This is a genomic window from Paraburkholderia pallida (genome assembly GCF_004524855.1).
Classification (GTDB): domain Bacteria; phylum Pseudomonadota; class Gammaproteobacteria; order Burkholderiales; family Burkholderiaceae; genus Paraburkholderia; species Paraburkholderia oxyphila.
Genome location: NZ_CP038149.1, coordinates 2,464,593 through 2,481,575 on the forward strand (window position 1 = coordinate 2,464,593; position 16,983 = coordinate 2,481,575).

Consider the following 16,983-nt stretch of genomic DNA (forward strand, 5'->3'; position numbering starts at 1 on the left):
CGCGTTATTGCGCGCGGGCGAGCGCGCATGAATGATCGAGCAGGCCTTCGGCGGTGCCCGTGCCGCCTTCCACGTCGAGACCGCTATTGACGACGAGCCAGCCGTCGCGCGCGGTGTCGGGGCCGGCACCGGTCACGAGGATCGTCTGCACAGCCATGCTTTGCTGCGCACTCAGGTCGCGTGCGACCACGCGGAATGGGTTGCCGCCGTCATCGAGACGCGTCACGCGCGTGACGCGATAGCGCTTGCCGTCCAGCGTCGTCCAGCGCCACGTGCCGGGTGTGTCGCGACGATACGGCGCGAGCGCATCGACAATGTCGTTACGCATGCAATCGACGTGGATATGCAACTGGTCCTGCGAGCGCCGCTGCGACGAGTTGATTTCGAGGCCGAGCTGGGTGGGCGCGAGCGTCGTTTTCAGTTTGGCGTCCACGTAGCGGCCCGCGGCCCATGCGCCTACCCAATATTCGGGCGAACCGCCGTAGAGTATCCCGGCGCTTTCGATGCCCGATACGCGGTCGGTGGGAATCAGCAGATACTGCGCGCGTCCGTTGATGTCCTTGAGCACCGCATAGCGCTTCTGGAAGTCCACCGTCGTGCACGGGCCGGGGTCGCCCTTGTCGCGCGCGTTCGGCACGCATTGTTCGCCGACGACTTTCCAGAGCCCGTTTGCGTCGAGCGTGGAAAGACGCACGCAACCGGTGGCACCGAACGCTACAACGAGCGAAACGCACAGCGCTGCAAAGGCAGACTTGCGATGGGCGACAGAAGAGAGGACGTGAGGCATCGGCGCTAAACGGGAGAGTCGGGCGAATCGGGAATGGGCCGAGCGATGCGTTTCGCCGCGCGCTTGCACACGGCGCGCTCGCGCGGGCTGGCCTTGCTGCCGCGAGTGTAGCCGAAACAAGGTGACGCGCTTATTTACGGCGCGGGTGGAACGTAACGGGCTGCTCGCGTGAAGAGGCATCGGCGCGGGCATCGGCGGGCGCATCGGCCGGCCCGCAGGTCCCGCACGTGCCGCAGCCATCGCCGCAATGGCCCGTGGCGCCTTTCGGCTGCACGAAGCGGCCCAGGCGCTGCGCGAATGCGCCGCGCTGCGGCCGCAGCAGCGCTGCCGCGGCGGCGGCTTGCCAGCGCGCGGTCATCGTGGGCGCAAGCTTGCGCAGCGCCGTCCACAGGCTTGCGGCCACGAGCAGCGCGATGAGCGCATATTGAAGAATGAGACTCGTGCTCATACGACGCGGCTCGCAATCTGGTACGTGACGAACGAGGCCGCGTAGGCCACCACGAACATATAGCTGAACGAGATCACCACGGCGCGCCAGGAGCGCGTCTCGCGGCGGATCACGGCGAGCGTCGACATGCACTGCGGCGCGAACGCGAACCACACCATCAGCGAAAGCGCGCTGGCCAGCGAAAAATTTTGCGCGAGCGTATGGCCGAGCGCGGCGATGTCGCCATCGCCGCTCGCTACCGAATAGACCGTCGCGAGCGCGGCCACCGCCGTTTCGCGCGCGGCGAACGCGGGAATCAGTGCGAGGCTCATCTGCCAGTTGAAGCCGAGCGGCGCGAACGGCCATTGCAGCGCGCGGCCCAGATAGCCCGCGATCGTGTAGTCGATGGCCGGCTGTGTCGCGCCATCGGGCGGCGAGGGGAACGTGGAGATGAACCACATCAGCACGGTCAGCGCGAGGATGATGCCAGTGAGGCGCTTCAGGAAGATCGAGCCGCGCTCCCACAAGCCGATGGCGATATCGCGCGCGCGCGGCAGACGGTACGACGGCAATTCCATCAGCAGCGCGTGCTCGCCGCGGTCGCGGCGCAGCTTCTTCATCACCCAGCCCACGGCCATTGCGCCCACGATGCCGATTGCGTAGAGCGCGAACAGCACGAGCCCCTGCAGATTGAATACGCCGAAGATCAGCCGGTGCGGGATGAACGCGCCGATCAGCAGTGCGTAGACGGGCAGGCGCGCCGAGCACGTCATGAGCGGCGCGACGAGTATCGTGGCGAGCCGGTCGCGCGGATCGGAGATGCTGCGCGTGCCCATCACGCCGGGAATCGCGCAGGCGAAGCTCGACAGGAGCGGAATGAACGAGCGGCCCGTCAAGCCGACCGAGACCATCATGCGGTCGAGCAGGAAGGCCGCGCGCGGCAGATAGCCCGACTCCTCCAGCACGAGGATGAAGAAGAACAGCACGAGAATCTCGGGCAGAAAGCCGAGCACGGTGCCTACGCCGCCGAAGAGCGCGTCGGTGACGAGGCTGCGCAGCGGGCCGTCGGGCAGCGCCGCGCCCGCGACACCGCCGAGCCAGCCGAAGCCGTCGCCGATGGCGTCGGTGAGCGGCTTGCCGAGCGAATAGACGGCCTGGAACACGAGGAACATCACCACCGCGAGAATCAGCGGGCCTAACATCGGGTGCAGCGCGAAGCGGTCGATGGCGTCGTCGCGCGCGTCGGTGGCGCGCGGCATGGTCACGGCGTCGGCGAGGATGCGGCGCACGGTGGCGTGCAGGTCGGCGTCGTGGTTCTGGCTCTTGCTGCCTTCGTGCGAAGCGGGCGCCGCATCGGTGCCTGCGTGGTCGATCAGCTCGATGAGCGCCTGGGCGCCGCCGCGCCGCACGGCCACGGTCTCTACCACGGGCATGCCGAGCTCGCGCGAGAGCGTGGCGACGTTCACCTGAATGCCCCGGCGTTTCGCGGCGTCCATCATGTTGAGCGCGAGCACGACCGGACGGCCCATGCGCTTGACCTCGAGCACGAAGCGCAGATGCAGGCGCAGGTTGGTGGCGTCGGCGACGCAGACGATCAGGTCGGGCGCCGCCTCGCCCGGATAGCGGCCGAGCAGCACGTCGTGGGTGACGCGCTCGTCCGGGCTGGTCGAATCGAAACTATAGGCGCCGGGCAGGTCGAGCACCTGGATGTGGCGGCCCGTGGGCGTGGCAAAGCGGCCTTCCTTGCGCTCGACAGTCACGCCTGCATAGTTCGCCACCTTCTGGCGCGCGCCCGTGAGCAGATTGAAGAGCGCGGTCTTGCCGCAATTGGGATTGCCAACGAGGGCGATGCGCAGCGGTGCCTGACTCATGCGGCGGCTCCCGCGCCGACGTTCAGGCTCACGCTCACGCGCTGCGCTTCCGCGCGTCGCAGCGCGAAGCGCGTCGAGCCGATCCGCACGAGCAGCGGATCGGCGCCCCACGGCGCGCGCGCGACGACGCGCACGGGCTCGCCGGGGACGAAGCCGAGATCGCGCAGACGCTGGGCAATGGGGTCGCGGGCCGAGGCGTCATCGACGCGCTCGACGTAGGCAGTGGCGCCCTTGGTCAGGTCGGTCAACCGCATGGGGATTCTTGTCGTCTTGAAATGAGAACGGTTCTCATTGTAACGGCGATGAAAGGGATTGGGTGGCCAATCGGGCCGGGGCGGGTTGATGCAGATGCGGTGTGAGGTGGGAACGGCGGGCCGGGGCGGGCGGCGGATGGGTGCGTGGAATTGACGCACGGGGGAGAGGCGTGGGGATCGCCGGGCCTCGTCTGGCCGCGTGCGGCCACTTTCGGTCAAGCCCGCAGCGGACAGGCCTGCCCAATTCGTGAAGCAATTTCCTGACGAAGCGCTTCGAGCTCGGCAATGCGCGAATCGACCACCTTCAGCTTCGCGCTCAGCAGCTTCGACAACTCCAGTTCGGGATTCGCCGCCGCGCGAATGCTCGCGCCATGCTCCCGAATTTCACTCAGCGAAAAGCCCAGCGCCTGGCTCATGCGCACGTACTGCAGCCAGATCACGGTTTCAGGCGCGAAGTCCCGATAACCATTGGCCTGCCTGCGGCCTTCGATCAAGCCTTCCTTCTCATAGAACCGAAGTGTGTCCCGCGACAACCCGGAGCGTTCTGCGAGTTCGCCTATCAACATGGTCTTCGAAGCGTTTAGGTGGCGGTGTCGTGCAGTGGTGCTTGACCTTGGAGCATGCTCAAGGGTTGAGACTATAAGCCCAAACAACGGAAAGCGTCATGCCACATTCGAATCGATACCTGCGCATCGTCCGGGCCAGCGCCTGGTACGACATTGTTGCAACTTCGGCTTTTACGACGCCATGGACACTCGGAGCTTTTTTGCGCGTCCTGAACGGTATGGCTGTGGCGATGAGCACGGCCCCAGTGCCGCCGTTCGATCCAGTCCATACGCTATTTGCCAACTTGCTGGGCTCCGTCGTGCTTGTTTGGGCCGCCGTTCGTCTCTGGCGCACCGTGCCCGCATACGGCATTTTCGATGGCGTTGCGCGCGTGCTCTTCGCTCTATGGGAGGGTGTCGCGCTCTACCACGGTGCTACGCCGCTGATTGTGCCTTTCCTCGTCGTCGAGCTGGCATTTGGCGCCGCGCAGTTGTTGCCGGTAGTCCGCGACGTCATAAGGCGCAGGGAACGGGGCCGCCGGGAGGAGTGCGCGTACTATCACCGCTAGCGGAGTCGACGGGCGAGTTGGCTGATCGGTCGACGCTTTGGGTCGTGCTTCATTTCGCCGGGGTGAAAACCATGCTCAGAAATGCTTTGCAAGCAGGCTTGGCTGCTGCGGTTGTATCGATGCTGGGGGCGTGTGCGATGCCGCCTGCTGGCCCTGCCGGCGCATCCATCGATCCACCGCAGGCAGAACGCGTGATGACGCTGAATGCATCGGGTGTGCAGAACTATTCGTGTGAGTACGACGCGCAGCATCGCCTCGGGTGGGTCTTCAAGAGTCCGCAGGCGACGCTGTTCGATGCGAGCGGTCACGCGGTGGTTCGGCACGGCGCAGGGCCTTCATGGGAGGCCGAGGATGGCAGCCGAATTGTGGGGCATGTGATCGCGCAACGGCCTAGTGAAACGGCGGCAAGCATCCCGCAACTCTTGCTTGAAACGCATGGCGCGGGCGGTGCCGGTACGCTGTCGGCAATCCGGTATGTACAGCGCGTAGATACTGTCGGCGGGTTAATGCCGTCCGCGCCATGTTCGACAGAACATCAGATTGGCAGCTCGCCTTATCTTGCGGAATATGTTTTCTATCGGTAGGGGCTATCCAGGTTCGTTATCTTTATCGAGGAAACAACGCGAACGATATTTTCTGAGCGATTTTGGCGTCGTTTGAACGCGTCGGCGCTGGATCGAACGCGAATGACGGGTAATGCCTATACCAGCATCATTGCTGAACTGTTTGCGCCGATGCGTCTGCGCCAGAATGGTGTGGCTTTCGAGTTGAATAACTATTACGGAGTCCATCATGAAGCGCTTTCACATTGCACTCGCTGTTGCCAATCTTGACGAGTCGATCGCGGACTACAGTCGCCGGCTCGGCCAGCAGCCGTCTGCTGTCGTGCCCGGGCAGTATGCGATGTGGCGCACCGATCTGCTCAACTTTTCGATCAACGAGAAGCCTGAACAGGCGGGCCAATTACGACATGTCGGATTCGAAGGCGATTCGATAAAAGGCTATTCGAGCAGCGTCGATGTGAACGGTCTCGAATGGGAGCTGTTTTCGGCAGCCGAGCAGGACGCGCGCATCGTGAGCGCATACGGCATTCCCGTCGTGCGCTGACGAGTCTCGCGAAATTCGAGGGTGTTTGGGCTCCGACCGGTCACTTCAAGGCATACCGGAGGGCTTGGGAGCGATCGCGATCGCCCCACTCGCGCACGCCGCCACCCTCAAAGCCGGCGTGCGCGACCAAACCACTCCAGGCGTTACTGCGCGATCGGCACCGTCACATCGGTCCCGAACCAATGCTCCGAGATCTTCTTGAGCGTCCCGTCCTGCTTCAACGAAGTCAGCGCATCGTTGATCGCCTTCTCGAACTTCGGATTACCCTTGCGGAACGGAATGCCCATGTCCTGATTGGCGCCCTGGAGCACCGCGCCCGGGCGCAGCGGCAGCTGTGAAGTCTTGATGATGTACGGCAGCATCAAGCGGTCGTCGATCGTCGCATCGATGCGCTTCGCCGCCAGATCGCGCAGCTTCTCGGGCGCCCCCGGGTAGGTCTGCACGTTGATGCCCTGCACGGCGCGCGCCATCTGGTCATAGTTCGTCCCGAGCGTCACGCCGAGCTTCTTGTCGCCCTTGAACTCGTCGAGCGACTTGAACTCGCGCTTGTCGTCGGCGCGCTGGATCAACTGGGCGGCGGAATAGGTATAGGGCTGGCTGAAATCGAGCGCCTGCTGACGCTGCGGCGTGATGGTCACCTGATTGACGATCACATCGAACTTCCCGGCCTGCAGCGCCGCGATGATGCCGCTCCACTCGGTGGGAATGAATTCGGGTTTCACGCCCAGCTTGGCGGCCACCGCTTTCGCGACGTCGACGTCGAAGCCCACGAGCTCACCCTGGCTGTTGCGGGAGTCGAAGGGCGGATATGTGCCTTCCAGGCCGATCTTGAGCACCCCGGCCTGCTTGACGCTGTCCAGCAGGTCTTCCGCATGAGCGGCAACGGCGGTCAGGCTAAAAGCCGATACGGCCAGTACGCTGGTAAGGAAGAGCTTCGAAAGCTTCATTGTTCGTCTCCAGATTCTTCGAATAGTGCGCGACGGCGCGCCAAAGCATGTTACCCCGTCAAATTTCCGGCGCTGGCAATGTCCCCAAAATCTCCTCGAACGCGAGTCCGATCGCGAGCAGCCTGCGGTCGCTGCCGGTCGGCCCGTCGAGCTCGAGGCCGACCGGCAGCCGTCCGTCGATCAGCCCCGCGGGCAGCGCGAGGCCCGGAATGCCCGCGTTGCTGGCGGGATCGGTGTTGCGCAGATACGCCTCCAGTTCGTCGATCGGTGCGCCGCCATCGATCGACACGCTCGACGATCCGTTCACCTCGTCGATCTCCACCGCCGCGAGGCGTGTCGTCGGAAAGAGCAGCGCATCAAGGCCGCTGGCGGCGAAGGTCTGCGCGTAGAGCTGCTGCAGCCGCGGCCGCCATAGGGTCATCGCCGTCTGGTAGTCGCTGCCGCGCGTATCCGCGAGGATGTCGTCGTAAGCCGCGCGCACGTCCGGGCTCGCGATGCGCGCGGCCACGTCCGCCACAGTCCGCGCGCGGGTGGGGTTCGCGTCGAGCCACGCCTGCAGGTCCTCGATCGGCTCGTGCAGCGCGATGGCCATGCTCACGCGGTCATTGAGCGTGAAGATTTCGCTCATCTCCACGGGCACGAGCGTGACGCCGGCCGCCTCGAGTTTCGCGAGCGCCGCGCGGGCCACGTTCTCGGTCGCGGCCTCGAGGCCCGCCCAGAACGGCGCGGGCAAGCCCACGCGCAGATTCGTCACGGCGGCCTGGGCGAGCGGGCCGTGCCCGGTGATCACGCCGTCGATGAGCGCGGTGTCGGCGACGGTGCGCGCCATCGGCCCGACGGTGTCGCGCGTATGGCTGATCGGCACGACGGCCTGCGGGTCGTGGTAGCGGCGCTGGGTGCCGCCGTCGCCCACGCTCGGGCGCAAGCCGACGATGCCGCACAGCGCGGCGGGTATGCGCGTGGAGCCGCCGGTGTCGGTGCCGAGGCCCGCGGGCACGAGGCGTGCCGCGATGGCGGCGGCCGTGCCGCCCGAGGAGCCGCCGGGAATTCGTTCGGGGTCCCAGGGGTTGCGCACGGGGCCTGCGTGCGGCGCGAGATTGGTGCTCGTGATGCCGAACGCGAGCTCGTGCATATTGGCCTTGCCGAGCAGGATCGCACCCGCATCCACGAGCCGCTGCACCGAAGGCGCATGGCGCGCGGGGACGAAGCCTTCGAGCGCGGGCGTGCCCGCGGAGGTCTGCATGCCGCGCGTGTTGATGTTGTCCTTCACGACCACGGGCAGGCCCGCGAGCGGCAGATGCGCGCGCTCGTTCGTGCCGAGCGTGTCGATGCGCCGCGCGGCGGCCAGCGCGCCTTCCACATCGAGCGTCGTGAGCGCGTTGAGGTTCTCCAGCGCCTGCGCGCGCGCGAGCAAGGTGGCGACGTAGTCGGCGGCTTTGAGCTGCCCCGCGCGGATGGCCTCGACGGCTTGCGTCGCGGTCAGTGTCAGTTGCTGGTCGACAGTCCAGGTCATGCAATCTCCTTCTCGTGCGGCCGTGGAGGTGAGGCATTGCGATGCGCCCGCGCCGGGTGCTCCGGTGTGCGCGCTACTTCTTCATGATGCGCAGCGCGATGCGGGCGAGCGTGGGCACGAGCGTCGGGCGCAACAGGCGCGAATCGTAGCCCCGCATGCGCGCCTCGTCTTCTTGCAGGCACAACTCGATCATTTCGCGCGGCTTGAGCGAATCGCCCAGCACTTCGCGGTTGGCGGGCAGGAAGTTCGAGTCGTGCGCGACGCCATCGGCGTCGATGCCGCGCGCGATTGCCACACGGTCCCACACCAGTTTGATCCAGATTGCCGCGACGCGCAGCGAGTGCCACGGTCGGCGCCACCAGGGCAGATTCTCGCGATACCACGCGACCCAGTTCACGAAGAAGAGGATATGGCGCGCTTCTTCCTGGATCACGGGTTCGAAGGTTTCGACGAGCTCGGCGGGGAAAAAGCCCGAGCGCTGCGCGGAGCGGAACAGGCCAAAGGCGAAGAAGCTGTCGACGCATTCGCTGTAGCCCGTGAACATCCACGCCCATGCGGGATGTTTCGGCGGCGGGTAGCCAGGCTCGGGGGCGAGCGCGATGCCGTAGGCCTCGACGAGATGCGAGAGCACGACCTTGTGGCGCGCTTCTTCGTCGCCGTCCATGTCGATGGCGGTGCGCAACAGCGGATCGGCCACCGTGGCCGCATAGGTTTTCACGCGGATCGACGCGCGGCCCTCGGTCTGCACGGCGATGTCCCAGATCGGCAGCGAAGTCAGGCGCCGCAGCGCGTCGGGCTCGAGCTTCGGCCAGTCGAGCACGGCGGGGCGGTAGGGATCATGCGTGTCCAGCAGCATCCGGCAGAACATCGTCCGATGTTCGTCCGATCCGATCCTGATGGGTCCTGGCGTGTCGTGTGTCCAGTGCCGCAGTGCGGCGTCCTGGTCGGCGAGGGCGCTTTCGTCAACGCTTGCGCCTTCGGCTGGATGCGTCAGGGTGTCGGCCATTGAGCGTGAAAGAGGACGGTGATTTGACTCCTATTCTGTCACAACTGTAAGGATGGCGGCGGCGTCACGCGCAGCGGCGCTGTTCGTCGATCCACATGCGCGCCCAGCGGCACGCGTAGGCGAGCGCGTGGCGTTCGTCGAAAAAGTAGTCGAGCGCGTCGAACGAAACGAGCGCGCCGCGCGGGACGCTTCGAAGCGTGTCCGCAGCCTCGTTCGATGGGGTGCCCGTCGCGGGCTGTGACGGCGGTGGCGCGGCCGACAACGTGCCGATCGTGAGATTGGCGGCGTACAGGCCGTTCGGAAGCCGCTGTGCGCTTGGCGCGACTTCGTAGCCTTTATAGCGGATAGGTGCGTTCATGGCCTCTGCATCCTGCTGGTGCGTCCTGCTCTTGTGCGTATTACGCATGGGCGCCTCGTTGCTCGTTTCCGGGTACGAATGAAGCGTAGGGGCAGCCGCGTGCGCGTGGAACCAATCATTCGTCGCAAGCAAATCACGGGCGGCCTGGAACGGTCAGCAGAATGATCAGGATGAGGCGAGATTACGGTTCGCCTTCAATGTGGATCGCACGGCGCGAAGCGTCTGTGTGCTGGGTGACGCAATGCGCGTGCCTGTGTGCGCCAGCGCGCGCAGCGCGGGGGACCGGAGGGGGAAATGGCGCGCAACAGGTACGCGAGACACGCCTGGCGCGCCTCGCATTGGGGAGACCTGCACCGGGATGGCGCCCGGGTCAGCAGCGCATGGTGCGACGCAAGTCAGGGATGGAACCGCGCGTGCGCGAAGCACGCGCGCAACGTTCCGAATGCCGCTTCAAACGGCGAGGCTGAGTCGATCCTCATTGCGCGCCGCGCCGGCACCCGCCGCAATTGCGCGCGCGTCGCCCGCCTGCGAAGCGGCGCGCTGCGCGTCGAACGCGAGCGCGAACTGCGCGGCCTGCTGGCCGACGGTGAAGAGCTGATCGACGACTTTCGCATCCGAGCATTGATGCGCGCTCTCGAAGCGCGTCTCGAGCGTGTTGATGCCGGCGCCGAACGGCGTCGGCCAGCCGCGCAGCGCGTGCACGATCGAGCGCAGCGAGGTGAGCACCGAGCCGGTGGCCTGCCAGCCATAGGCGGTGACGATGCAGCCCACGGCGCGGCCGTCGAGATACGGGCGCGCGTCGGTGCGCAGCTCTTCGAGCGTGTCGAGCGCATTCTTCACGAGACCCGAGACGCCGCCGTGATAGCCGGGCGTCCCGATGATGATGGCGTCCGCGGCGCGCACGGCTTCGATCAGCTCGCGCTGGGCGTCGGTGAGCGTGCCGTTCTCGGGCGCGTAGTGAGGCAGGCTGTGCAAGAAGGTGCCGCCGAACAGCCGCGTGCGTGCGCCGGCCTGCTCCGCGCCGCGCAGCGCGAAGGCGAGTGCGCGCTCGGTCGACGACGCTTCGCGCGTCGTGCCGCCAATGCCGACGACGAGCGGGCGGTGTCTGGAATCGGTAATGCTCAAGGGGTGCTCCTCGGATATGCGGTGGGGCTCGGTGCGGGCCTTCGGCGACGCGCGGCAACGCGTGATTTCGCTCCCGGTGCCCGACTCCCGGGCCGGCGCGGGTGAAGCCCGGCTAACGCCTGAATCGCGCCTGAGCCTGGTTGGCCTGGCTATAGCCTCGTTTTAGTCTGACCGAAGCCTGAACTGCCATCTTAGTGAGCGCACAGGCCCGCGCGAAACGACTTTTTGTTCTAAGGATATGCATACGAGGCAGGGTCGGTTGTGCGTGCAACGCGCCATATGCATAGCTGAAAGCATTGGTTGGTCGGCCCGAGGGGCGCGGCTAAGATGAAACCGTCTCCTCCATGAGCATCTCCTTGACATGGGATTCGGCCCCGCACCGCAAGGTGACGGGGCTTTTTTTTCGCGATTCTGGTCTGGAGACGGCGGCGCTCAGTGCGCGCGCGCGATGGACGGCGCGGCGGCCGGGACGGTGGGCACGGGCATGAGCGGGCTTTGCGCGGCGTGTGCCGCTGGTGCGGAGGGCGCGTAGCTCACTTGCAGGACGTTGCCGTCCGGGCCAATCTGCGGCGGGATGTAGGGCGTGCGGTCGCGGCTCGGCTTCGCACTTCCTGCGCTGCTATGGCCCGCGCCGTTGGGCACCGCGGGCAGCATCGGCACGGTGGCTGCCGAAGCGCGCACTGAGGGCTCGGCCACCTTGCGCGCGTCCAGGCGCCCGGCGGTCGTAAGCTTGTGCTTCGTGCCATGGTGCGCGTGGGTCTTCTTCCCGGGCGTGGCCGGATGGGCGTCTTGCGTACGTGCCGCGGGCACGCGTGCCTCCGGTGGATTCCAGACCTCAGTGTAGTGTTCCCCAGCGAGTGCGCTGGATGCGAGGACGCACAGCAAGGTCCCCGTCAAAATGAATCGCACGTCGTGATCTCCGTTTCGGTGAGCAAACCCGCCTGGCTGCACCGGCCTTGCGCGGTGCGCGAGGCTGGCGGACGCGCCTGCCCGAAGGCGGTGCGGTCCGGAACGGCAAGTGGGCGGCACGGAGGGTCGGCTGCACGCACTGTACATTCGTACAGCGGTGAATGCAAACGTTTGACGGAGCATAGCGTGCCGATGTTGCGCCAATGTTGCGCGGATGCGGCAACCCGCGTGCGAAGGGCTGCAGGACCGGTTCCGGGCGTGAACCGGCCCTGGTGGCTCAGGCGTCGGCGGCGCCGTGCCGACCGAGCCAGTGGCCGTAGCTGCGCGGCGAGAAAGCCAGCGTGAGCACGATCATCGAGGAGATGGAGATGGCGAGCATGATCCACGCGCCGGTGAAGCCGCCGGTGAGGTCGCGCACGCGGCCGGCCACGACCGGTGCGATCGCCGCGATCACGAAGCCGAGCCCCTGCACGAAGGCGACGAGGCGCGCCGCGATGCGGTGATCGCCCGAGTGATCGAGCGCGGTCACGAGCGAAACCGAGAAGGTGCCGCCGAGCCCCGCGCCTGCGAATGCCACCCACAGAAGCGGCGCGGCTTCGGGCCAGGCGGTGAGGCCGACGATGCCGATCAACTGCGCGGTCAGCCCGGCGACGAGCCAGGGGCGGCGGTCCTTGAAGCGGGCCGCGGCGAGCGGCAGCAGGAGCGCGCAGACGGCCTGGAAGACCGTCATGGCGGCGAGCAGCGAGCCGCTGGCCGCGACGCTCGCGCCGTGCTGCTGGTAGTACGCGGGCAGCCACGCCACGAGGCTCGTATAGCCGCCGTTCACGAGGCCGAAGTGCAGGCCGAGCGTCCATGCGCGGCGCTTGCGCCATACCGGCACGTGGAGGGGCGCGCCCGCCGCTTCGGCCGTCTTGCTTGCCGCCGCGTTCGTGCCGGCCTGTGCGCCTTGCTGCGCGCCGCGGCTGAGCCAAATCCACAGCGCGAGCGCGGCGAGCGCGGGCACGGCCCAGACGGCAAGCCCCGCGTGCCACGAGCCGCCAAGGCGCGCGGCCAGCGGGCTCAGGCTCGCGCCAAGGCCGCCACCGCCCATGATCGATGCCGAAAAGAGCCCCATCGCGAGCGGTACGCGGTGGGCGAAGCGCTGCTTCATCACGGCGGGCAGCAGGGCTTGAATGGCCGCGACGCCGGCGCCGGCCGCCGTGGCCGTGAGCATGAGCGCGCCGCCCGTCGACGCGAATGCGCGCGCACCGCAAGCCGCCGCAATGGCGACGAGGCCGAGCGCGACGCCCCGCGTCTCGCCGAGGCGCCGCGCGAGCAGGCCGGTGCCGAACGCGCCCAGCCCCATCGCGACGACCGGCAGGCTCGTGAGCAGCGAGGCGCCGTAGAACGAGAGGCCGGTGGCCTGGCGGATGGTCGCCATGAGCGGGCTGATGGAGGTGAGCAGCGGCCGCAGGTTCAACCCAATGGCGACGATGGCGGCGTACCAGGCGAGCGCGCTCGTGCGCGCCGATACGGCCACGGCGTCCTGGCGGGAATCGATGGGGTCGGAACTCATGCTCATCTGGTCAACTTTAATGGCGATCTTTGGTTGACCATTCTACAATATAATTGTCAACAATTATGGTTGTTGACGCTATGCCCGGTATAGGGCGAAAAGTGACGCTGGCACACGCGCTGCATCTATTGTCTGGGCGAGCGCGTCGCTACAATGCCGCCTGATTCCGTTCGTATGTGCCTTCTTTCATGGCTTCTACAAAGCGATCCGCCCGCACGGGCGAACCCTCTCCTGTCGATGAAGCGATGACCGCCAATGTGGCGCGCGTCGCGGACGAAAGCGCCGACGACGTCGAAGCGCTCGTCTACGCCTCGATCAACTCGGCGCTCCTGCAAGGCAAGCTGGTGCCGGGCCAGCAGCTCGTCGAGCGCGAGCTCGCGGCCGCGTTCGGCTGCACGCGCGGCGCCCTGCGCAAGGTGCTCGCGCGCCTCGGCTTCGAAGGCAAGCTCGAGCTCGAGCCCAATCGCGGCGCGTTCGTGCCGTCGCCGTCCGAAGAGGATATTCGCGCGACGTACCGGGCGCGTCAGGTGATCGAGGCGGGTGTCGTCGTGAGTCTGTGCGGCGCACTCGACGCGGGCATGCGCCGCGAGCTCGCCGCGCACGTGCGCAGCGAAAAGAAGGCGCTGCGCGAGGGCCGCGTGGACGAGGCGGTGCGCCTCGCGGGCCAGTTCCATCTGATCCTGACCGAGCTCGCGGGCGGCGCGGCGCTCGTGACGGCGCTCGCGCCCCTCGTCGCGCGCACGGAGCTCTACAAGGCGCTATTCGATCCGTCGAAGGCCACGTCGTGTGCGCCCGACGAGCACGCGCAGATCATCGCGGCGCTGGAGGCGGGCGATCAGGCGGCGGCGCTTGCCACCGCGCGTGAGCATCTGGCCGAAATCGAGGAGCGAGTGGTCCGGCAGGCCCGCTTGCGCACGGGCCGCGACCTGAAGGCCGTGTTCGCCGATCTGGCGACTTGAGCGTGTGGCGCGCAACGAAAACGCGGCATCAACGCAACGATAACGGCCCGCCACACAGGCGCGCGAGCGCAACGCGCGCCGGCTCGTTCGCTACCGCTGCTTTTCGCGTTCGCGCCGGAAAAGCTCGAGTTCTTCCGCCATGGCGCGCGCGACGGCCGGGCGCTCGCGCATGCGTCGCGCGTATTCCGCAACGGCGGGCCAGCGCGCGAGATCGATGCCCGCATACGGGGCCCAGTTGAGCACGGTGACCAGATAGGCATCGGCGACACTGAACGCATCGAGCAGATACGCGCGCCCGGCAAGATGCGCCTCGAGCAGTGCGAAGCGCTGGTCCACCTTGTCGCGCGCGTAGTGTTCACGGCCTCATCCACGCCCTGGCCCAGCAGCGGCACGAACACGGCCTTGTGCAGCTCCGTGCCGATGAAGCCGAGCCACTGCTGCATGCGCGCACACTCGCGCGTGCCGGCGGGCGGCGCGAGCTGCGCCTGCGGGAAGCGGTCGGCGACCCACGGCAGCACGGCGGTGTTTTCGGTCAGCGTCCAGCCGTCGTCCTCGCGCAGCACCGGTACCTGGCCTAGCGCGTTGACCGCATAAAAGTCGCCACCCTCCGCAATCAGTTTGGACTGCGTATCGACTTGAATGAAGCGGGCGGACGCATTCGCTTCATAGAGTGCGATACGCGTGGCGAGCGAGCAGGCGAGCGGGGCGAAGTACAGTTCCATCGTCATCCTCCTTGTCGGGTTTTTGTACTATAGTGAACAAAAATTGTCGTTCCAATATTTCTATGCAATCCGGTACAAAAAAGGATAGCCGCCCGCGCGGGCGGCCGCGCGCCTACGATCCCGAGCAGGCGCTCGCGCACGCGCGCGACACCTTCTGGCACAACGGCTATGCGGGCACCTCGCTCGACGAGCTGAGCGCGGCGACCGGCATGAACCGGCCGAGCCTGTATGCCGCGTTCGGCGACAAGCATGCGCTTTATTTGCAGACCGTCGAGCGCTACATCGAAGCGGGCCGCGCGGCAATGGAAGCGGCGCTCGACGAGACGCTCCCGCTTGCCGAGGCGCTGCTGCGCGTATTCGATGGCGCGCTCGCCTGGTACTTGCCGCCGCGCGCGGCGCAGCGCGGGTGTCTGCTGATCGGCACGGCGGCGGTCGAGGCGGTAGCCGACGCGGACGTGCGCGAGCGCCTCGCGACTGGCCTGCGCGCATTCGACAAGGCCTTCGAGCGTCGTCTGCGGCACGCAGTGCAACAAGGCGAACTGGCGGCGGATGCCGATCCGGCGATGCTCGCACGCGTGGCATCGGCGCTTTTGCACAGCATCGCCCTGCGCGCGCGCGCCGGCGAGCCGCGTGCGGTGCTGCGCGCGACGGCGGTGGCGGGCGTGGCGCTCATCTGCGGCACGGCGGCGCAGACGAACGCAACCTCGAAGCCACGCGCGAACCGTTGCTAAACTACGGCGGTGGCGCAATATCGATTTGCGCGATCGACGAGGGAAAGGCAATGGTGCGTTATCGGCACTACAAAGGTGGCATCTACGAACTGGTTTGCGAGGCGACACTCGAATCCGATCCATCGGTCACGATGATCGTGTACCGGGCCGCGAACGGCACGATCTGGACGCGGCCCGCTTCCGTCTTCTTCGAACTGGTCGAATTCGAAGGCGCGCTCATACCGCGATTCGCTCCCGTCAACTGACTTTTTTACTTGCGAGGCTTGTCCCAGGATGCGTCTACTGATTGCAATCGTTTTGCCCTGGCTGTTGTTCTTCACGATTGGCCGGCCGATCTCGGGCATCATTTGCCTGATCCTGCAAATCACGTTGATCGGCTGGATTCCCGCCGCTATCTGGGCCGTGTATTCGCTCAGCCAATATAAGACCGACCGGAAGATCGACGACGCGCTCGGCCGCCGCAGCTAAGCTCAAAGGATCTGCGGTTGGGTGCTGGATCTGGCAGACCGGGCCGTTACATTCGTAACCCACGCTCACAATTCAGCGAGAACTTAAGACGGGCGCTCATTTATTACAAACAGAAAGGAGAATCCGCCATGCTCAAATTTGCGCTGATGGCCGGTGCCGTTGCCCTGCTTGCGGGGTGTGTGGCACCGGGTTACGACTACGGCTATGGTCAACCCGGCTATTACGATTCCGGCTACGCGCCTGGCTATGCCGCGCCTGGGTATGGCAGCGTGAATATTGGCATTTGGGGCGGTGGCGGCGGGTATTACCGCGACCGTGACTACGACCGCCGCGGCTGGCATGACGGCGGCCACGGCGGCGATCCGGGGGGCTGGCATGGCGGTGGCCGTGGCGGCGGTCCGGGTGGCGGGCATGGCGGCGATCCGGGCGGCGGACATGGCGCTGGTGGCCGCGGTGGCGATTCAGGCGGCTGGCATGGCGGTCAAGGCCGCGGCGGCTCGTGGGCACCTTCCGGTGGAGGGGGCGAACGTGGCGGCGGCCACGGCGGCGGAGGTGGCCGTCACTGACGGCCGTCGCGCCAATCCATCAACGGCAGAAACGATCAGGCCCGCCGCTCGAACGAGCGGCGGGCCTGATTTGCTTCGGCGCGGCCTGACCTGGCTGGTGCCAACGCACCTGCAACACAGCGGCGCAACCGCGACTGCGCGGCTACGCCCGTTCAAGCGTGCTTACTGGCCGGACTGCGACGTGCCGGTCGTCGACGGGCCGTAGGCCGTGTTGGCCTTGTCGGCAGCGACCTTCGCTTCTGCAGCCTGAATGTTTTCGGGATAGTGCATCCAGTCGCTCGGATCGTAGCCCGCGGCGCGCAGCTGCGAGAGTTCGGCGCGAACTTGCGCGCGCGTGACCGGCTGCTCTTGCGATTGGGCGAACGAAAGCGCCGGAATGGTGATGATGGCGGCAACGACTGCGGCCTTGATGATCGACTTCATAACTGTAACCTCCAAGTTCTTTATTTGAGGTCCGCGCGATGGCGTGACCCATGGCGACACTTTAGGTCTTCGGGGCATCAGGGTAAATACTGATAAAACGAATTCAGTGTTCTCCTGGCGACAACAATCTGGCGCGTATTT

The 16,983-nt window shown here is 66.5% G+C and carries 22 protein-coding genes and 1 pseudogene; 8 read left to right on the forward strand and 15 right to left on the reverse strand.

Annotated features, from left to right (window positions below):
- Window positions 1-4: 4 nt before the first annotated feature.
- The 5 genes from E1956_RS26160 to E1956_RS26180 form a co-directional block, all read right to left on the reverse strand.
- The gene (locus tag E1956_RS26160) at window positions 5-694 is read right to left on the reverse strand and encodes a CDP-diacylglycerol diphosphatase (RefSeq protein WP_232071624.1); all 690 of its coding nucleotides are present in this window, start codon (window positions 692-694) and stop codon (window positions 5-7) included.
- A 223-nt stretch (window positions 695-917) separates the two neighbouring features.
- A complete protein-coding gene (locus E1956_RS26165) occupies window positions 918-1,235 on the reverse strand; it encodes a DUF6587 family protein (RefSeq protein ID WP_134754241.1) in 318 nt (105 codons plus the stop codon).
- Window positions 1,232-3,085, reverse strand: coding sequence for a ferrous iron transporter B (feoB, locus tag E1956_RS26170; RefSeq protein ID WP_134754244.1), 1,854 nt, complete (start codon window positions 3,083-3,085; stop codon window positions 1,232-1,234). The genes E1956_RS26165 and feoB overlap by 4 nt, the downstream gene beginning before the upstream one ends.
- Window positions 3,082-3,339: a FeoA family protein gene (locus E1956_RS26175; RefSeq protein WP_134754246.1), complete on the reverse strand. Its 258-nt coding sequence runs from the start codon at window positions 3,337-3,339 to the stop codon at window positions 3,082-3,084. The genes feoB and E1956_RS26175 overlap by 4 nt, the downstream gene beginning before the upstream one ends.
- Before the next feature lie 215 nt (window positions 3,340-3,554).
- A complete protein-coding gene (locus tag E1956_RS26180) occupies window positions 3,555-3,905 on the reverse strand; it encodes a MerR family DNA-binding transcriptional regulator (protein ID WP_134754248.1) in 351 nt (116 codons plus the stop codon).
- Window positions 3,906-4,003: 98 nt separating this feature from the next.
- Here E1956_RS26180 and E1956_RS26185 point away from each other — a divergent pair, with 98 nt between their 5' ends.
- The 3 genes from E1956_RS26185 to E1956_RS26195 all read left to right on the forward strand — a co-directional run bounded on the left by E1956_RS26185 (window position 4,004) and on the right by E1956_RS26195 (window position 5,560).
- A complete protein-coding gene (locus E1956_RS26185; protein ID WP_134754250.1) occupies window positions 4,004-4,453 on the forward strand; it encodes a hypothetical protein in 450 nt (149 codons plus the stop codon).
- Window positions 4,454-4,524: 71 nt separating this feature from the next.
- The gene (locus E1956_RS26190) at window positions 4,525-5,037 is read left to right on the forward strand and encodes a DUF3455 domain-containing protein (protein WP_134754908.1); all 513 of its coding nucleotides are present in this window, start codon (window positions 4,525-4,527) and stop codon (window positions 5,035-5,037) included.
- Window positions 5,038-5,245: 208 nt separating this feature from the next.
- Window positions 5,246-5,560, forward strand: coding sequence for a VOC family protein (locus E1956_RS26195; RefSeq protein WP_134754252.1), 315 nt, complete (start codon window positions 5,246-5,248; stop codon window positions 5,558-5,560).
- 143 nt (window positions 5,561-5,703) lie between these two features.
- Here E1956_RS26195 and E1956_RS26200 read toward each other — a convergent pair whose 3' ends face one another.
- The 7 genes from E1956_RS26200 to E1956_RS26230 all read right to left on the reverse strand — a co-directional run bounded on the left by E1956_RS26200 (window position 5,704) and on the right by E1956_RS26230 (window position 12,973).
- The gene (locus E1956_RS26200; protein ID WP_134754254.1) at window positions 5,704-6,507 is read right to left on the reverse strand and encodes a transporter substrate-binding domain-containing protein; all 804 of its coding nucleotides are present in this window, start codon (window positions 6,505-6,507) and stop codon (window positions 5,704-5,706) included.
- 58 nt (window positions 6,508-6,565) lie between these two features.
- Entirely contained in the window at window positions 6,566-8,020 is a 1,455-nt protein-coding gene (gene iaaH / locus E1956_RS26205) for an indoleacetamide hydrolase (protein WP_134754256.1), read from the reverse strand.
- A gap of 73 nt (window positions 8,021-8,093) precedes the next feature.
- Window positions 8,094-9,026 carry a ferritin-like domain-containing protein gene (locus E1956_RS26210; protein ID WP_134754258.1) on the reverse strand — a complete coding sequence of 311 codons (933 nt, stop codon included), beginning with the start codon at window positions 9,024-9,026 and terminating at the stop codon, window positions 8,094-8,096.
- 64 nt (window positions 9,027-9,090) lie between these two features.
- Window positions 9,091-9,384 (reverse strand): transcriptional regulator, encoded by a 294-nt coding sequence (locus E1956_RS26215; RefSeq protein ID WP_134754259.1) that lies wholly within the window; start codon window positions 9,382-9,384, stop codon window positions 9,091-9,093.
- Between the two features lie 450 nt (window positions 9,385-9,834).
- A complete protein-coding gene (locus tag E1956_RS26220) occupies window positions 9,835-10,527 on the reverse strand; it encodes an NADPH-dependent FMN reductase (protein WP_418789299.1) in 693 nt (230 codons plus the stop codon).
- A gap of 414 nt (window positions 10,528-10,941) precedes the next feature.
- Window positions 10,942-11,418, reverse strand: coding sequence for a hypothetical protein (locus E1956_RS26225; RefSeq protein WP_134754263.1), 477 nt, complete (start codon window positions 11,416-11,418; stop codon window positions 10,942-10,944).
- A gap of 277 nt (window positions 11,419-11,695) precedes the next feature.
- Window positions 11,696-12,973, reverse strand: a complete 1,278-nt coding sequence (locus tag E1956_RS26230; RefSeq protein WP_232071626.1) for a cyanate transporter — start codon at window positions 12,971-12,973, stop codon at window positions 11,696-11,698.
- A gap of 245 nt (window positions 12,974-13,218) precedes the next feature.
- On the opposite strand from E1956_RS26230, the gene E1956_RS26235 reads away from it, so the two are divergent.
- Entirely contained in the window at window positions 13,219-13,932 is a 714-nt protein-coding gene (locus E1956_RS26235; protein WP_134754267.1) for a GntR family transcriptional regulator, read from the forward strand.
- A 90-nt stretch (window positions 13,933-14,022) separates the two neighbouring features.
- On the opposite strand, the gene E1956_RS46980 is transcribed toward E1956_RS26235, so the two are convergent.
- On the reverse strand, window positions 14,023-14,268 hold the full coding sequence (locus E1956_RS46980; RefSeq protein WP_232071628.1) for a glutathione binding-like protein: 246 nt from the start codon (window positions 14,266-14,268) through the stop codon (window positions 14,023-14,025).
- A gap of 224 nt (window positions 14,269-14,492) precedes the next feature.
- Window positions 14,493-14,660: pseudogene (locus E1956_RS46985) on the reverse strand (thioredoxin domain-containing protein); the annotation flags it as partial.
- 56 nt (window positions 14,661-14,716) lie between these two features.
- Between E1956_RS46985 and E1956_RS26245 the strand changes: the two are divergent.
- The 4 genes from E1956_RS26245 to E1956_RS26260 all read left to right on the forward strand — a co-directional run bounded on the left by E1956_RS26245 (window position 14,717) and on the right by E1956_RS26260 (window position 16,419).
- The gene (locus E1956_RS26245; protein WP_134754269.1) at window positions 14,717-15,385 is read left to right on the forward strand and encodes a TetR/AcrR family transcriptional regulator; all 669 of its coding nucleotides are present in this window, start codon (window positions 14,717-14,719) and stop codon (window positions 15,383-15,385) included.
- Window positions 15,386-15,435: 50 nt separating this feature from the next.
- A complete protein-coding gene (locus tag E1956_RS26250) occupies window positions 15,436-15,630 on the forward strand; it encodes a DUF1653 domain-containing protein (RefSeq protein WP_134754271.1) in 195 nt (64 codons plus the stop codon).
- Window positions 15,631-15,658: 28 nt separating this feature from the next.
- A complete protein-coding gene (locus E1956_RS26255) occupies window positions 15,659-15,853 on the forward strand; it encodes a YqaE/Pmp3 family membrane protein (RefSeq protein WP_134754273.1) in 195 nt (64 codons plus the stop codon).
- 128 nt (window positions 15,854-15,981) lie between these two features.
- Window positions 15,982-16,419, forward strand: coding sequence for a hypothetical protein (locus E1956_RS26260; protein ID WP_134754289.1), 438 nt, complete (start codon window positions 15,982-15,984; stop codon window positions 16,417-16,419).
- A 162-nt stretch (window positions 16,420-16,581) separates the two neighbouring features.
- Here the strand turns inward: E1956_RS26260 and E1956_RS26265 are convergent, their stop codons facing one another.
- Window positions 16,582-16,842: a DUF4148 domain-containing protein gene (locus E1956_RS26265; protein ID WP_043287210.1), complete on the reverse strand. Its 261-nt coding sequence runs from the start codon at window positions 16,840-16,842 to the stop codon at window positions 16,582-16,584.
- Window positions 16,843-16,983 lie beyond the last annotated feature (141 nt).